Source organism: Ruminococcus turbiniformis (assembly GCF_020687545.1).
GTDB lineage: Bacteria > Bacillota > Clostridia > Lachnospirales > Lachnospiraceae > Mediterraneibacter > Mediterraneibacter turbiniformis.
In genome coordinates this window covers 37,557-53,437 of the sequence record NZ_JAJEQX010000010.1, presented here as the reverse complement: position 1 = coordinate 53,437, position 15,881 = coordinate 37,557, and the positions used below count along the sequence as shown (strand labels likewise).

Annotated in this window: 14 protein-coding genes and 1 riboswitch; of the genes, 12 read left to right on the top strand and 2 right to left on the bottom strand. The window is 49.7% G+C overall.

The genetic code is table 11. The features are described from left to right. Positions 1-73 precede the first annotated feature (73 nt). The gene (locus LKD70_RS07155; protein ID WP_227707356.1) at positions 74-700 is read right to left on the bottom strand and encodes a hypothetical protein; all 627 of its coding nucleotides are present in this window, start codon (positions 698-700) and stop codon (positions 74-76) included. Then, a complete protein-coding gene (locus LKD70_RS07150) occupies positions 697-1,026 on the bottom strand; it encodes a PadR family transcriptional regulator (RefSeq protein ID WP_227707355.1) in 330 nt (109 codons plus the stop codon). Before LKD70_RS07150 ends, LKD70_RS07155 begins: the two co-directional genes overlap by 4 nt. 643 nt (positions 1,027-1,669) lie before the next feature. After that, positions 1,670-1,768, top strand: a riboswitch (SAM riboswitch). Between the two features lie 161 nt (positions 1,769-1,929). On the opposite strand from LKD70_RS07150, the gene metK reads away from it, so the two are divergent. The 12 genes from metK (at position 1,930) to LKD70_RS07090 (ending at position 15,821) form a co-directional block, all read left to right on the top strand. Further along, positions 1,930-3,117 (top strand): methionine adenosyltransferase, encoded by a 1,188-nt coding sequence (gene metK / locus LKD70_RS07145; RefSeq protein ID WP_227707354.1) that lies wholly within the window; start codon positions 1,930-1,932, stop codon positions 3,115-3,117. Between the two features lie 47 nt (positions 3,118-3,164). Beyond that, positions 3,165-4,220: a sensor histidine kinase gene (locus tag LKD70_RS07140; RefSeq protein WP_227707353.1), complete on the top strand. Its 1,056-nt coding sequence runs from the start codon at positions 3,165-3,167 to the stop codon at positions 4,218-4,220. Then, positions 4,213-4,905, top strand: a complete 693-nt coding sequence (locus tag LKD70_RS07135) for a response regulator transcription factor (RefSeq protein ID WP_227707352.1) — start codon at positions 4,213-4,215, stop codon at positions 4,903-4,905. The genes LKD70_RS07140 and LKD70_RS07135 overlap by 8 nt, the downstream gene beginning before the upstream one ends. Before the next feature lie 416 nt (positions 4,906-5,321). Beyond that, positions 5,322-5,669: a PadR family transcriptional regulator gene (locus LKD70_RS07130; protein WP_227707351.1), complete on the top strand. Its 348-nt coding sequence runs from the start codon at positions 5,322-5,324 to the stop codon at positions 5,667-5,669. Next, positions 5,641-6,147: a DUF2812 domain-containing protein gene (locus tag LKD70_RS07125; RefSeq protein ID WP_227707350.1), complete on the top strand. Its 507-nt coding sequence runs from the start codon at positions 5,641-5,643 to the stop codon at positions 6,145-6,147. The genes LKD70_RS07130 and LKD70_RS07125 overlap by 29 nt, the downstream gene beginning before the upstream one ends. 1,007 nt (positions 6,148-7,154) lie before the next feature. Beyond that, positions 7,155-7,943 carry a metallophosphoesterase family protein gene (locus LKD70_RS18610; protein ID WP_320442590.1) on the top strand — a complete coding sequence of 263 codons (789 nt, stop codon included), beginning with the start codon at positions 7,155-7,157 and terminating at the stop codon, positions 7,941-7,943. A gap of 56 nt (positions 7,944-7,999) precedes the next feature. Then, on the top strand, positions 8,000-8,497 hold the full coding sequence (locus LKD70_RS07115) for a VanZ family protein (RefSeq protein ID WP_265104771.1): 498 nt from the start codon (positions 8,000-8,002) through the stop codon (positions 8,495-8,497). Positions 8,498-8,960: 463 nt separating this feature from the next. Further along, a complete protein-coding gene (locus LKD70_RS07110; protein ID WP_227707348.1) occupies positions 8,961-10,652 on the top strand; it encodes a carbon starvation CstA family protein in 1,692 nt (563 codons plus the stop codon). A 238-nt stretch (positions 10,653-10,890) separates the two neighbouring features. Further along, entirely contained in the window at positions 10,891-11,571 is a 681-nt protein-coding gene (locus LKD70_RS07105; protein ID WP_227707347.1) for a response regulator transcription factor, read from the top strand. Beyond that, positions 11,556-12,476 (top strand): sensor histidine kinase, encoded by a 921-nt coding sequence (locus LKD70_RS07100; protein WP_227707346.1) that lies wholly within the window; start codon positions 11,556-11,558, stop codon positions 12,474-12,476. Before LKD70_RS07105 ends, LKD70_RS07100 begins: the two co-directional genes overlap by 16 nt. A gap of 119 nt (positions 12,477-12,595) precedes the next feature. Beyond that, positions 12,596-13,291, top strand: coding sequence for an ABC transporter ATP-binding protein (locus tag LKD70_RS07095; protein ID WP_227707345.1), 696 nt, complete (start codon positions 12,596-12,598; stop codon positions 13,289-13,291). Beyond that, the gene (locus LKD70_RS07090; RefSeq protein ID WP_227707344.1) at positions 13,278-15,821 is read left to right on the top strand and encodes an ABC transporter permease; all 2,544 of its coding nucleotides are present in this window, start codon (positions 13,278-13,280) and stop codon (positions 15,819-15,821) included. Before LKD70_RS07095 ends, LKD70_RS07090 begins: the two co-directional genes overlap by 14 nt. Positions 15,822-15,881 lie beyond the last annotated feature (60 nt).

Sequence of the window (15,881 nt, the reverse complement as noted above, 5' to 3'; positions counted from 1 at the left end):
GAGCGAAAGCGTGTCCCCGAGGGATTCCCCTCTCCTGTACGTATGTTTTTGGGGTGCTCCGGTAAATTACAAATTACTTCTTCTTAAGCAGTATCGTCGCAGCTGCCGCGCCAACCCCGGTAATTGCCAGTCCGCAGACAGCGGCGCCGAGGGGAACCGCCGGCGCGTGGCCTCCGAATCCGTTGAAGAGAGACAGCGCAAGCCCGGGAATGAGAAATGCAAGAAACCAGAGGAAGAAATGCCAGACCTGCGGATCTTTTTTGCGAAGCGTCAGTTTTGTCCTCATATAGGTGTTCAGATAGGACAATCCGAGAAAGAGGACTGCGTAGTAGACAATAAGCGCGATATTTCTGTCGGAGAAAAAGATCAGGAATATAAATCCGATGAAATACATCGCGCAGAGCGACTGAAGGAAGACAAGTGCCTTTCCGCTGCGTTTTGCCTCAAACGTATCGAGCATGTTCTCGCAGAAGGCTTCGGCTGTCATGCCGAGCATGGACTGGAGCGAGGTGCCGGAAGCTTCCGCTTCGGCTGCCATGCTCACAAGATCGTTCTGCAGAGAGCGCAGATCAGAGTCTTTTAAGCTGCTCCGGCTTAATGTGTTCATAATATGCAGGATAAAGCTGCGGTTTTCGCTGTTAAGTGCGTTGAAACAGTCAATATTTCTGCGGTTGATAAGATCGAGTTCGTTTTCCGTCATTTTGATTCCCCCTTTAATATCCGGTCGGTCAGCAGGGTCATTTTATTCCATTCTGAGAGAAAAGATTCGTAGTACAAAAGGCCGGAGGCTGTGACAGAGTAAACTTTTTTCACAGGGCCCTGGGCGGATTCTTCGTAGCTGGCGGATACCAGTTCTTTTTTCTCCAGGCGCATGAGGATGGGGTACACGGTTCCCATCTGAAGATCCTCGAACCCGTATTCCAGAAGCCGGGTGTACAGTTCGTAGCCGTAGGAGGGGCGGTCGATGATGATCTTCAGAATGCAGCCTTCCAGCACGCCTTTGAGAAGCTGTTTTTTGTCAAACATGGGAGTTCTCCTTTGGAAGAAGACTATTTTGTAATATAAACTATTATATATTATATAATAGTTGGAAATGAGGAAAATGTCAATAAGGAGAATGCTCCTCACTTGCTGTGCTGAACTATATACTGAATTTATTCGCGCAGGGCTGTAATCGGAACTACATACACACCGTCCGGACGCTGATATGCGGCATCGATCTGATTTGCTCCAAGTTTTATCTCAAAGGTGCACCATTCGCCGATGAAGTCCATGTTTTACCGCACTATTTGGGGCCCTTGATGCAAAGCGCACCGAACAGATTTAAATAGTCCTCGATCGCTTTATCGATAATGTGCGGTTTATACTTTGTTCTGTCCATAGTCAAAACATCCTATATGTATTTTGAACCATTCCGTGAAATTTTTAAAATCTATTCCGAGAGATTTGCGAAATCTATTCCGTGAGATTTGTGATTTTTATTCCGAGGAATTTATAAAATACAGTCTGCACAATTCCTGTTTTTTTATGCTGCAATAGAGCAAAATTGGGGCGCTGTGACTGCCGATAGCGGAAATTCATGAAAAAACTCTAAACAGTATTGACATTTCCATGTACACGGGGTAAAGTTCTTTATTGAAATAAACACAAAATCAAATACACAGACTTTCTCTTATTCAGAGCAGTGGAGATACAAAGGATCTGAGAAGCTGCGGCAACCCCTTGACAAGGAAGGTGCCAACCTGAGCGAGTGATCGAACAATAAGAGGATTGTTGCGATAGATTGACAGTCCGCTTGTGCGGGCTGTTTTTCGTTGAAAGAGAGCGTTGACCGTGCACTGTGCGCCGACGCTGCGATCCGAGAGAGAAAGCTGGACCGGCCGGCCTGACGAGAGGCTTGCGCCGGAGCACAGGAAAGGAGAACTTGTTATGGAAAAATTATTGTTTACGTCAGAGTCAGTTACAGAGGGGCATCCGGACAAAATGTGCGACCAGATTTCCGACGCGATTCTGGATGCGCTGATGGAGCAGGATCCCATGAGCCGTGTAGCGTGCGAGACATGCTGTACGACGGGAATGGTTATGGTTATGGGAGAGATCACAACGCAGGCGTATGTGGACATCCCGAAGATCGTGCGCGACACGGTGCGCGAGATCGGATACACGAGAGGAAAATTCGGATTTGACGCTGACACATGCGGCGTTATCACGACGATCGACGAGCAGTCAACAGACATTGCCATGGGCGTGGACAAAGCGCTGGAGGCGAAGGAAAATAAAATGTCAGAGGATGACATCGAAGCCATTGGAGCAGGCGACCAGGGAATGATGTTCGGTTATGCATCTGACGAGACGGAAGAGTATATGCCGTATCCGATCGCCATGGCGCACAGACTGGCGCGCCGTCTGACAGAAGTGAGAAAGAACGGCACACTGCCGTATCTCCGCCCGGACGGAAAGACGCAGGTGACAGTGGAATACGACGAGAACCGTATACCGAAGCGGCTGGATGCGGTAGTCCTCTCCACCCAGCACGATCCGGATGTGACACAGGAGCAGATTCACGCGGATATCAGGAAATATGTGTTTGATGAAATTATTCCCGCAGAGATGGTGGATGATGAGACGAAGTTCTTCATCAATCCGACGGGACGTTTTGTCATCGGCGGACCGCACGGAGACAGCGGACTGACAGGCCGAAAGATCATCGTAGACACTTACGGCGGTATGGCGCGCCACGGCGGCGGAGCATTCTCCGGAAAGGACTGCACAAAGGTGGACCGTTCTGCAGCGTATGCAGCGCGCTACGCAGCGAAAAATATTGTGGCGGCAGGACTTGCGAAACGGTGTGAGATCCAGCTCTCCTATGCGATCGGTGTGGCGCAGCCTACGTCTGTGTCTGTCGATACGTTCGGAACAGGAAAGGTATCTGATGAGAAGCTGATTCAGATTATAAGAGAGAATTTCGATCTCCGTCCGGCGGGTATCATCCGGATGCTCGATCTGCGCAGACCGATTTACAAGCAGACAGCAGCGTATGGACATTTCGGCCGTACAGACCTTGATCTCCCGTGGGAAAAGCTTGACAAAGCGGAAGAACTGAAGAAATATCTGTAAGAAAATATTTATTAAGTAAGAAAATATTTGCAGGAAAGGAGCCGCCGATGAAGCTTCGGACAAAACTTGTTATCGTATTTATGGCAGTGATGATTCTGCCGACGATTTTTATGAGCGTGGTAATGAACACTTTCGCACCGCGGGGGGTCAGTGAACTTCAGCAGATTTATATGCTGCTTGTGTTTCTCACGACTGCACTGCTGATCTACTGGATTTACCGCTCTGTGTCGGTTCCGCTGGCCAGGCTTCAGAAGGCGGCAAGAAATATCAAGGAAGGCAATCTGGACTTTGAGATCAGACCGGAATCAGACGACGAGATCGGACAGCTCTGCCAGGATTTTGAGGAGATGCGTCTGAGGCTTAAGGCGAATGCAGAGGAAAAAGTTCAGTTTGACAGAGAAAATAAGGAACTGATCAGCAATATTTCCCATGATCTGAAAACCCCTATCACGGCTATCAAGGGATACGTGGAAGGAATTATGGACGGTGTGGCGGATACGCCGGAAAAGATGGACAGATACATCAAGACCATATATAATAAAGCTAATGAGATGGATCTTCTTATCAATGAGCTGACACTGTATTCCAAAATCGATACAAACAGGATTCCGTATAATTTTGCGACCATATCCGCCAGAGACTATTTTGAGGACTGCGCGGAAGATCTGCATATGGAGCTGGAGGCCAAGGGGGTGGCCTTCGCCTACCGAAACAGAATGGATGAGGACTGCAAGGTGATTGTGGATCCGGAGCAGCTGAGAAGAGTCATCAACAACATCGTGTCCAATTCTCTGAAATATATGGATAAGCCAAACGGGAAGATCACGATGGAGGTAAAGGACGTGGGAGATTTCGTCCAGGTTGAGCTGGGCGACAACGGAAAAGGTATCGCCGCGAAGGATCTGCCGTTTATATTCGACAGGTTCTACCGCACGGACGCTTCCAGAAACTCTTCAAAGGGCGGAAGCGGCATCGGTCTTTCGATTGTGAAGAAGATCGTCGAAGAACACGGGGGCAATATCTGGGCCACCAGTGATGAGGGCGCTGGTACGACAATGTATTTCGTAATAAGAAAATATCAGGAGGTACCTATTGATGAGTAAGCGTATTTTGATCATCGAAGATGAGGAAAGTATTGCTGATCTTGAGAAAGATTATCTGGAACTGAGCAATTTTGAGGTGGAGGTCGCAAACGACGGAACACTCGGGCTTAAGATGGCGCTGGAGGGTGATTTTGATCTGATTATCCTCGACCTGATGCTGCCCGGCGTGGACGGATTTGAGATCTGCCGTCAGATCAGGGACCAGAAAAACACCCCCATCATTATGGTTTCGGCAAAGAAGGATGATATAGATAAGATCCGGGGGCTCGGTCTCGGCGCGGACGACTATATGACAAAACCGTTCAGCCCAAGCGAGCTGGTTGCCCGGGTGAAAGCGCATCTTGCCCGTTATGAGCGTCTGATCGGAAGCAATGTGGAGGAGAATAAGGTGATTGAGATCCGCGGGCTGAAGATCGATACGACGGCGAGACGTGTGTGGGTGAACGGCGAGGAGAGATCGTTCACAACGAAAGAGTTTGATCTGCTGACATTTCTGGCCGGGCATCCGAACCATGTCTATACAAAGGAAGAACTCTTCCGCGAAATCTGGGATATGGAGTCTGTCGGAGATATCGCGACGGTGACTGTGCATATTAAGAAGATCCGTGAGAAGATTGAGTACGATACGTCCCACCCGCAGTATATTGAGACGATCTGGGGCGTCGGTTACAGATTTAAGGTATAAGACATTTTCCTTCTTACAATAGAGACAGAACAGGCAGCTGACAGAAAAATTAACCGGAACTGAGACTGCATCATGCGGTACAGTTCCGGCTTTTTTTGTTCGGAGGTCTGAAGAGTTTTAACCAAACTGGAACAAAGCCTCTGATTTAACAAAGACTTTTCAAAAATGAAGTTGACAAATATATCATGTCACGATATATTATAATTACAATATATCATCGAACGATATATCAGAAAGCTGATCTGCTGACGCCCGGATCTGTCTGTGGGAAGAGATGTCGGCCCGAAGGGAGGCGCGAAAGCATGCGGGTGGTATAAATGAGAATAAAGAAGCGGGAAATATGAGAACGCAGCACATGAGAAAAACTGAAAATATGAGAGGAAAAAACGAGACGAGACAGGAGAGGAGGGAGAGAGATGCCTGAGAAGGAAACTCCGCTGACAGAAGCCTTTTTTTATATCCTTCTGGCGGTGAGAAAGCCGAACCACGGATACGGGATTATCCAGGAGGTAGAGGAGCTTACGAATGGCCGGATGGTGCTCGGGCCGGGCACGCTTTACGGGGCGCTGCAGACGATGCAGAAGAGAGCGTGGATACAGATTTACAGTCTTGAGAAAGAGTCACGGAAGAAGAAGCAGTATATTATTACCAGGATGGGAAGGCATGTGTTTGAAGAAGAGCGGAAACGGCTTGAGGAACTGTTGAACAATGCGAATCTGATGGAGGAAAACGAAGATGATCAAGTTCAGATTATACCTGAATAAGGACAAGGAAACAGAGTGGCTTAATTCAATGGTAAGAAAAGGATGGGCTCTTACCGGATTTAAACTTGGATTCTACACATTTTCTCCGTGTGAACCCGGAGAGTATATATATCAGATTGATTTTGGCGACAAACTGTATTTCGCGAGCGAAGAATACCGGGAGCTGATGAGTGATGTGGGAGCAGAGATTGTCGTTTTGTGGGGATGGTGGATTATTCTGCGCAGGAAAGCAGCGGAAGGGCCTTTTGAGTTATATACGGACAGAGAATCCATGATTGAGCATTATACAAAGATACGCCAGATGCTTATTGCAGTGGGAATCATTGAAACAGTCTGCATGCTTATGCAGGTTATGGCGCTTATTCAGGGAGAGATGATCGCAGTGTTCACAACGGTGCTTCTGTCCGCCTTTGCGGTCGGCTGCGCAAAGACGGCTTATGAGATGGAAAAGGTCATCAGTCGGCTGAAGCAGGAGTAGCCGGCTCAGTACCGGATGCCTTAAGCGTTTCGGTGATAATGGCCGCCACTGCATCCGCACCGATTTCTGTGTTGACAGTCAGGTCGTAGTTGCGGGAATGTCCCCAGAGACGGCCGGTATAGTAGCGGTAATTATCCGCGGCATCTGGTGTTTCTGATAAAACAGTGCCGTCGGAAAGTTTCCGCTGTGCCGGAAAAAGTACTGGTTCGACAAATCTGAGGCGTCTTCCAAACAGGCGGGCGATAAAACCGACAAGAAGGGCCGAGACAATTGTTCCTTCTCTTACACCCTCCAGCCTGTGCGTGAATATGACGGAAAGGATACCTGCGATAAGGGAAAGCGATACGTCAAAGGCGAGAACTGCACATCCTGTCGCCAGATAGATCAGGCTGTCGATAAAATATCCGAACAGGATGGAAACCGGAATTTGAAGGATGTACTCCGCCTTGAAATTTTTCCATAATTATACAGAGTCCTCCTTTGATGTCATATTTTCATAAATACGGAAAAAAAGCTCCATAAACATTTGGCGGTCCGATTGTAAGTCCGGTACTTTTCAGGCGCAGAAAGAGTTCCTTTTGCAGTATGGAATGTTCGGACATAAAAAAATCCACTGTATCGATTTTGTTTCGTACAGTGGATTTTCAGCTTATTACATCCATTGGATCCGCCTCCTTATTTAGTTTTTATCTATGTAAAACTATTCTTCTGAATAGTGTTTTTTTAAATGTTTTGTTTTACCTTCCCATTGGACTATACCTCTTTTCTTTTATTTTAGTTACCCGTTTTTAAGATTAAGTTTTCGGTGGTCCGTCCTCCTTTTCTTTTGATGTGTTTATAATAACTCATAAAAGCGGAAATGTCAACAATAAAATCAGATAAAAAATATAAAAAATAAATAAATCCAGAATATTCAGAAAATAATATGCGCACTTGCCGGGGAAGAAAAATAATTATACAATATGCACGTGGCACTTTAAAAGAGCATACAGAGAAAGGAGCATACGATGAAAATTGCGGTGCTTTCGGATACACACGGGCTTTTGAGACCCGGGGTGCTTGAGATTATTTCAGAGTGTGACGCGGTTGTCCACGCGGGAGATATTAATTCGCAGAAAATAATAGATGAGATGCAGACGGCTGCAAAACCCGGAACCCCATTTTACATTGTAAGGGGAAACAATGACAAAGAATGGGCGGAAAAACTGCCCTGCCATGAAGAGTTTGTCATTGACGGAATCCGGTTTTATATGGTCCACAATAAGAAGGATCTGCCTGTGGATACGGGCAGAAGCCAGATTGTTGTGTTCGGTCATTCGCACAGATACCTGGAGGAAGTTCGTGACGGGCAGCTGTGGCTGAACCCCGGAAGCTGCGGAAAGAGGCGGTTTAATCAGGACATTACAATGGCGGTAATTGATACGGAAGAAATACACGGGAAAGAAAAATGCAGCAGCCCGGTATTCAGGGATCTGAAGTGGCACGAAATAACATTAAACGGAGAAAAGAGCTGCGCGGTTGCGAGAGTTGATTTCTCCCACAGTGAGACGGAAAAGCAGAGCGTTTCAGACAGAAAAAATACGATGGCTGTTCCGGGGGAAGAGGAAGCTCTTCTGGACAGTATCATAAAGATTATGAAGAGGATGGACAAAAGGCAGCAGGTCGGAAAGATTGCGGAGGACCTGAAGCTGGATGCGGAGTTTGTGGAGCAGATCTGCCGGATACGGGTGACACATCCGGGAGTGACCGCGCACGGAATTCTGGATAAAATGGAGGTGAACCGTACAGGGAGATGACAGAAAAGTGCAGAAACTGTACGGGCAGATAAATGAGCAGGCGAAGGAGAGTATTTTTGGTTCTGGCAGTTTTGTGGATGTCCCTGATTTTCTTTATGTCATCCCGGCCGGGGGAGGAGTCTTCAAAGGACAGCAGCTGGGCAGGCTGGATGATAGGAGAGACATTTGTGCCTGGATTTGATGACTGGAGCGAGGACGAGCAGGAGGAGTTTGTGGAACGGATTGACCACCCGGTGAGAAAGACAGCCCATGCCACGGAGTACGCTGTATTGGGACTTCTGACGGCAGGGGCGCTGATTGACAGGAAGGGAAAGATCTGCGGGATCTGGTCCGGAGTTTTTATCCCGTGTGGAATTGCAGCACTCTATGCGGCAACGGATGAGTTTCACCAGCTTTTTGTGCCGGGGCGGAGCGGGCAGATATTGGATGTGTGCATAGACAGCGGGGGCGCTTTCGCGGCGCTGCTTGTACTTGCGCTGATCCGGTGCTGTTCAGCGAGAAGAAAAGAAAATTGTATTGATAAAAAAACAGAGCACGGTCGGAAATTTTGTTGACATCCGGAAAAATCGCGGTATAATATAACAGAATCGTAAAAAACCAATGCGAAGAACAGGACACGACTTCTTGTTTCTCAATACTTTCAGAGAGTCTCCGGCCGGTGTGAGGGGACAGTACGAAGCGGAAGCCATCCCCTGCGAGCTGTCGGGGTGAACGAAAATGAAGTAGCCCGGACCGGATTTCCACCGTTATAAGGAAACCTGTTAATCCATTTCGAAACGGTTCCAGCCCGGAAAAAGCCGGGAAAGGAAAACCGAAAGAAGTGAACCGAAAGAAAGGGACGACGGGAGTCAAAAGAGACCGGGAAACCGGTAAGAGAAGTGGTAACGCGGAGGAGTATTCTTCGTCTTCTCGCAGAGCAATCTGCGGGGAGACGTTTTTGTTTCCTTGGTTTTTTCATTCGGGAGTGCTTTGGCGCTTTGCAACATGCAGTTATATCAGAGAAGGAGTGAAGAGATTATGAACACACTTGTAATTGTACTGATCGCTGCCGTGTGCCTTGTCGCAGCATATACGCTGTACGGACGCTGGCTGGCGAACAAATGGGGAATTGACCCGAAGGCAAAGACACCTGCCGTCGTCCATAATGACGGACAGGACTATGTACCTACGGACGGATGGACAGTATTCGCCCATCAGTTTTCATCGATTGCGGGAGCGGGCCCTGTTACAGGAGCGATTCAGGCAGCGGCTTTCGGATGGCTTCCTGTTCTTTTGTGGATTATCATAGGAGGGATCTTCTTTGGAGCGGTAACAGACTTTGGGGCTCTGTACGCAAGTGTGAAGAACGATGGAAAGTCCATGGGGCTTCTGATCGAGAAGTATATCGGAAAAGCGGGACGTAAACTTTTCCTCGGATTCTGCTGGCTGTTCTGCCTGATCGTTATCGCGGCTTTTGCGGATATGGTGGCGGATACATTCAACGCGTATGTGGTGACAGACGGCGTACAGACCCTTTCTGAGAACGCGGCGGTAAACGGAGCGGCGGGAAGTATTTCCCTGTTCTTCATTCTGTTTGCGGTTGTATTTGGTGTTTCTCAGCACAGGCTGAAGCTGACAGGCTGGAAAGAAGTTGTATTCGGACTTGTATGTACAGTGCTTGCGTTTGTACTTGGTATGAATTTCCCGGTAATTCTCGGAAAAGAGATGTGGGTGTACATTGCGTTTATCTATATCTTTCTGGCGGCTGTTCTGCCGATGTGGTTTGTCATGCAGCCCAGAGATTATATGTCAACATTTATGTTCATCGGAATGATCGCCGGCGCGGTTCTCGGACTTCTGTTTGCGCATCCGACGATGAACCTTCCGGTATTTACCGGATTCCAGAATGAGAGCCTGGGAACACTTTTCCCGATTCTCTTCGTGACGGTTGCCTGCGGTGCAGTGTCCGGATTCCACAGCCTTGTGTCCTCCGGTACTTCATCCAAGACAATTTCAAATGAGAAAGATATGCTGAAAGTCGGATACGGCGCTATGGTTCTTGAGAGCCTTCTGGCTGTTATCGCGCTCTGTGTCGCCGGCGCGGCGGCAGGCGCGGACGGAACGGCAGCGGTGGGAACACCGTTCCAGATCTTTTCATCGGGAGTCGCAGGATTCCTTGAGATGTTCGGTATCCCGGTTTATGTGGCGCAGAGCTTTATGACAATGTGTGTTTCGGCTCTTGCGTTTACCACACTGGATTCCGTGGCACGTATCGGCCGTATGTCCTTCCAGGAGCTGTTCAGCGTCGATGATATGGAGCACGCGGAAGGCTGGAGAAAAGTTCTCTGCAACAAATATTTTGCGACTGTGATTACGCTTGTATTCGGCTATATTCTGACACAGGTCGGATACTCCAATATCTGGCCGCTGTTCGGAAGCGCGAACCAGCTGCTGAGCGCGCTTGTGCTTATCACTCTGTGTGTATTCCTTAAGGTGACAGGAAGAACGCTGAAAACGCTTGTTCCGCCGTTCGTGATCATGCTGGTTGTGACGTTCTCCGCTCTTGTACAGAGATTTATCTCTCTTGTGCAGTCATTTTCAGCCGGAACAGGAGTATTCATGGTAGAAGGTCTGCAGCTGATTGTAGCGGTGCTGCTTATGATTCTCGGCGTGACGATCGTTGTTACTTCCGGAAAAGAGCTGATCAGATCAAAGAAGGCCGTGAACTAGAGTGCCGTCACAGTCATGGTCAGAGTTACAGCGGTGAATACACGGCATCTGCCGTAATGCGGAAGAAAGAAAAGCCCATAATGTAAAGAAGAAACCCCGGAATGCGTGCGAAGCGTGTTCCGGGGTTCTTTTAATCACAGTTCTGTGATATTCTCCGGGGACTGTTTTGGGAATCCTCATCCCGTGATATAATGACGGGGAAAGTATGTCTGTCGGGGCAAAGGAAAGAGGAAAAATCATGCAGAAAATATTAGTAGTCGAGGACGACTGGGAGATGAATCAGGGGATCTGCTATGTCCTTGAGGAAGAAGGATATAAAACGCTGAGCGCCCACTCGGTCAGTGAAGGGAAATCAGCATATGAGAAGGAAGGAGCAGACCTTATACTGCTTGACGTGAACCTGCCGGACGGGGAAGGGTATGAGCTGTGCCGGTGGATACGGGAAGACTCACGCCGCTTCCGGGCTCCGGTGCTCTTTCTGACAGCGCGCGACCTGGAGGAGGACGCCCTCCTAGGATATGAGCTGGGCGCGGAAGACTATGTGACAAAACCGTTCTCTATGAAGATTCTGTTAAAGAAGATCTGTGTGATCCTGAAACGCAGTGAGGAGGATACGGGAGTTCTTTTTGACGATGGGTTCCTGCGGATCGACCTGGTGCGCGCAAAGGTGGAAGCAAACGGTCAGGACTGTCCGGTGACGCCGACGGAATTTCGGATTCTCAGGGAATTCCTCTTACACAGAGGACAGCTTCTCACATATGATGTGCTCCTTGACAGACTGTGGGACGGCGGAAATCAGTTTGTGGACAGACATGCTCTGGCGGTGAATGTGAACCGCCTGCGGGGAAAGATTGAGGATGAGGAGCACCGGTATATATCAAATGTTTACGGGATGGGATATCAATGGATTGGACAGTGATCATCGCGGTGTGTGCGCTTGCTGCGGCAGCAGTACAGACGTGGAGAATGAGAAAACTTAAAAAAGATGTGTATGAGTTTACAAATTCACTTGAACGGAACATGGATGCCGTCATTCTGGGAGAGAAGCCGGAACCGGCGGGGGAGACGGAGGATTCGCTTCTCGGGAGAGTGAATGAAAAGCTGGACCGGACAGCGCATGTCCTGGAGCGGAAAGAGCAGGAGATCCGGGAGAACAAAGAAGAGATGAAAGAGCTGATCTCCGATATCTCCCACCAGACAAAGACGCCCATTGCGAATCAGAAGATTTATCTGGAGATTTTAAAGAGCCGTTCCCTCCCGGAGGAGGAGAGGAAATTTGTGGAAAAGCTTGAGCACCAGGCAGACCGCCTCGACTTTCTTTTTAAAAGCATGGTAAAAATGTCACGTCTTGAGACAGGCGTCATCCAGATCCGGAAAGAGAACTCGGATCTGATGGATGCGGTCGGAAGAGCGGTTTCCGCCGTTGTTCCTGCAGCGGAGAAAAAGAAACTCCGTCTGTCCGTAGAGGCAGACGGAAGATATGTGCTGCCCCATGACCGGAAGTGGACGGAGGAGGCGGTCTATAATCTTCTGGACAACAGTGTGAAATATACAGAGAGTGGCGGCAGTATTGTAATCCGTCTGAAAAAGGGGGAGATCTTTACGGAGATTCATGTGGAAGATACCGGTAAGGGGATCGCTGTAGAGCGGCAGGCTCAGATCTTTACCCGGTTTTACAGGGAGCCGGAGGTACACGACAAAGAAGGCGTGGGGATCGGCCTGTATCTGACGAGGAAGATCGCCTGGCTTCAGGGCGGATATGTGGAAGTCCGCTCGGAGGAAGGAAAAGGGGCGGATTTCTGCATTTTCCTGCCGAATGGCTGAGAAACGGTCACAGTTCTGTGATTTTTCCAGGCTGAGACTGGTTTGTGATTTTTGCCTGATACAGTGGAATTACAGGACAGGCGGGCTGAGCTGCCTGTAATACGCAGGAGGTATGGAGCATGAAAAATCAGATCGTAAAGACAGAGGGGCTGAAGAAGTATTACCGGCTCGGGGAGAATACGGTAAAAGCGCTGGACGGAGTGGATTTTACTGTGAAGGAGCGGGAGTTTGTGGCGATTATCGGGAGATCCGGAAGCGGGAAGAGCACCCTCCTTCATATGATCGGCGGGCTTGATACGCCGACCGCCGGGGAGGTATACGTGGACGGGCGGAAGCTCTCGGGCATGAACCGGGAGCAGCTCGCCGTCTTCCGCAGGAGGAAGGTGGGATTTATCTTTCAGAATTATAATCTCGTGCCGGATTTGAATGTCTATGACAATGTGGTGCTCCCGGTGGAGCTGGACGGAAAGAGGGTGGACCGGAAGTATGTCGGGGAGATTCTGGAGCTTCTCCAGCTTGAGACAAAGCTGGAGGCGCTTCCGGGGATGCTCTCGGGCGGACAGCAGCAGAGAGTGGCCATTGCCCGTGCTGTGGCTGCAAAGCCCGGGATTATCCTGGCTGACGAGCCCACGGGAAATCTGGATACCGCATCCGGACATGACGTGATGGGCCTTTTAAAAGTGGCGGCAAAGCAGTTCCAGCAGACCGTCATTCTGATTACCCATGACAGGGATATCGCGCAAATGGCGGACCGGATCGTTCACATTGAAGACGGAAGGATCGTAAAGGCAGGTGATTTCCATGCTGGCAAATAACAACCGGGGAATCATCAGACGGATGGCGAAAAGCGCGCTGAAAAATAACCGGGGAAGAAACCTGATTGTTTTTCTGGCCATTCTCCTCTCCGCGTTTATGCTGTTCAGTATCTTTACGGTGGGAATCACTTATTTTAAGATGAACCGGATCCAGAACATCCGGTTAAACGGCGGGGAATATGACGCCGTTATGTACGGGATCACGGAGGAACAGAGAGAAAAATGCGAGTCGGATTCTGAGATCAAAACCACCGGCACCGTGGCGGTAAGCGGTTATATCGAGTCCACGGGAAATGACAGTACAGTGGACGCGTCCTGCATCTGGGCGGATGAGACATACTGGAATGAGATCATGGCTCCGGCCAGGGACTGGGTGAAGGGAAAGTACCCTTCCGCGGAAAATGAAGTGATGATGACGGAAGAGGGACTTCAGGCAGCGGGTCTTGAAGGACTCGGGATCGGGGATACATTCACTGCCGGATACCGGGACGGAGAGGGCAGCCTGATTACGAAAGAGTTTACCATATCCGGACTATGGGACGGCTACGGCGTAAAGAGCGCGCTCTATGTGTCAGAAGCGTTCTACGAGGCGTCGGGATATGACATTTCCGAAGTGCGATGCGGGCGGTACTATCTGGATTTTGACAGATGGATCATGACAGCAGATGAGCAGAATGCCTTCACTGAAAGCCTGAACCTCGGAAAACAGCAGGCACTGTATTTTACCGGGAATATGGGGTATTCCCTGCCGGTCTTTCTCGGACTGGGCGGTCTGATTTTCGTCACCTGTCTGTGTGCGTACCTTCTGATCTATAATATCATGTACCTGTCAGTGGCCGGAAACGTGCGGTACTATGGACTGCTCCAGACGGTCGGGATGACAGGGACGCAGATCCGGGCACTGCTCGGAAGACAGATGACGCTGGTTGGGGGAGCGGGAATCACCGCGGGCATTCTGCTCGGCAGCGCGGTGTCGTTTGTGCTGCTGCCGTCGGTGATCCGGGCTCTCGGAATACGGACGGGCACGGCAGGAGCGGTGGAAGTGACCTTCCAGCCGGCGGTAATTCTGCTTACGGTTCTCTTTGTTGCCTTTACCGTGTATGTGGGAAGCAGGAAACCTGTAAAACTGGCCGTATCGGTTTCGCCTGTGGAGGCGGCGGGGTACCGGCCGGTTTACGGCGGAAATCCGGGCGGCCGCACAAAGGCAAAGGCGGCAAAACGGCACCGGAGAGGACGCCGCGGCAGTGTAGTCTTCCGGATGGCGCTCGACCAGATCAGGAAGGATAAAAAGAAGTCAGCTGTGATCATGGTATCCATGGCGGCAGGGCTGTCCGTGTTTCTCTGCATGAGTACGATCCTTGAGAGCCAGGCTGCGAGAACCATCGTGACAAATCATATGAATACGGATCTTGTAATTTCAAACGACACGCTGAAAAAGGAAGACCCGGCGGAGCATAAAGATCTTATCACGGAAGATTTTCTGTCTGAACTCACGGGAATCAGCGGCGTGGAGACAGTTTATCCCATGATATATGGGCAGATTACAGTGCCCTGGGAGCCGGATTTCGCGGAGATGTGGATGAAGGAATTTTATGCAATGTGGATGGACATACCTTATGAGAACGAGAGGGAAGAATATCAGCAGTACCCGGAAAATTTCGGTTCAGTTATTGTGGGAATCAGCAGGGAGGAACTGCCGTATCTTCAGGAGGTGACGGATATGGAGATCGATACGGATGCATTTCTCTCCGGCGAGACGTGTGTGATCTACCGGAACGGCCTCGATCTGACTTCGGAGGATGTTGTCGGGAAAAATGTCACATGTGCCGAATATGGACACAGTGAAAATCAGCGGACATTTCAGATCGCAGGAATGACAAATGAGGGATATTACATCGGACCGGTTCTCGGATTCCCGCCGACGGTAATTGTGTGTGCTACGGCGGTGGAGGAATTTGTGAGTGATTACTCTGTCTTTCAGGCCGGGGTAAAATACACCCGGGAATACGACGAGGAGACGGAGAATGAGATCCTTTCCCTGATTCAGAGCAGTCCGGATGCGAGAGACTTTTCGTGGGAGTCAAAACTGGAATCCCTGCGGGAAGTGGAGCGTGCCCAGGGAAGTATGCCGCAGATCGGCGCGGGAATTGCTCTCATTCTGGCACTCATAGGGATTCTTAACTATGTGAATACAGTGACCGGAAATATTCAGAGCAGGCAGATGGAGCTGGCGGTCCTGGAGAGCATCGGCATGACCGACCGGCAGAGAAACCGGATGCTCGTAACGGAGGGAATGATTTTTGCGGCAGGCTCCCTTTTTATCACAGGGACTGTGGGGGTGGCAGTCACATATGCGGTGTATCAGTCCATGAACTACATGCTTGTGCCTTTTGAGGTGCCGGCGGGGCCCGTAGTGGGGATGACGGTGTTTATTATCGCTGTCTGCGCCGCGGTCCCTCTTCTGGCGGGAGCGAAGATGATCCGCAAGGGGAGCGTGGTGGAGAGGATCAGAGGAATGAGCGGGGCATAGAGAGAGAATTTGCAGCGGACTTCTCCTTATATGCTGACAAGGATGCTTTTCGAAATTCCG

What these genes read in the sequence shown, in the direction of transcription:
- LKD70_RS07140 (WP_227707353.1), top strand. Translation starts at nt 3,165, where the DNA reads ATGAAGCTTCGGACAAAACTTGTTATCGTATTTATGGCAGTGATGATT.
- LKD70_RS07130 (WP_227707351.1), top strand. Translation starts at nt 5,322, where the DNA reads ATGCCTGAGAAGGAAACTCCGCTGACAGAAGCCTTTTTTTATATCCTT.
- LKD70_RS07135 (WP_227707352.1), top strand. Translation starts at nt 4,213, where the DNA reads ATGAGTAAGCGTATTTTGATCATCGAAGATGAGGAAAGTATTGCTGAT.
- LKD70_RS18610 (WP_320442590.1), top strand. Translation starts at nt 7,155, where the DNA reads ATGAAAATTGCGGTGCTTTCGGATACACACGGGCTTTTGAGACCCGGG.
- LKD70_RS07150 (WP_227707355.1), bottom strand. Translation starts at nt 1,026, where the DNA reads ATGTTTGACAAAAAACAGCTTCTCAAAGGCGTGCTGGAAGGCTGCATT.
- LKD70_RS07155 (WP_227707356.1), bottom strand. Translation starts at nt 700, where the DNA reads ATGACGGAAAACGAACTCGATCTTATCAACCGCAGAAATATTGACTGT.
- LKD70_RS07090 (WP_227707344.1), top strand. Translation starts at nt 13,278, where the DNA reads ATGCTGGCAAATAACAACCGGGGAATCATCAGACGGATGGCGAAAAGC.
- LKD70_RS07095 (WP_227707345.1), top strand. Translation starts at nt 12,596, where the DNA reads ATGAAAAATCAGATCGTAAAGACAGAGGGGCTGAAGAAGTATTACCGG.
- LKD70_RS07125 (WP_227707350.1), top strand. Translation starts at nt 5,641, where the DNA reads ATGATCAAGTTCAGATTATACCTGAATAAGGACAAGGAAACAGAGTGG.
- LKD70_RS07100 (WP_227707346.1), top strand. Translation starts at nt 11,556, where the DNA reads ATGGATTGGACAGTGATCATCGCGGTGTGTGCGCTTGCTGCGGCAGCA.
- LKD70_RS07105 (WP_227707347.1), top strand. Translation starts at nt 10,891, where the DNA reads ATGCAGAAAATATTAGTAGTCGAGGACGACTGGGAGATGAATCAGGGG.
- LKD70_RS07110 (WP_227707348.1), top strand. Translation starts at nt 8,961, where the DNA reads ATGAACACACTTGTAATTGTACTGATCGCTGCCGTGTGCCTTGTCGCA.
- metK (WP_227707354.1), top strand. Translation starts at nt 1,930, where the DNA reads ATGGAAAAATTATTGTTTACGTCAGAGTCAGTTACAGAGGGGCATCCG.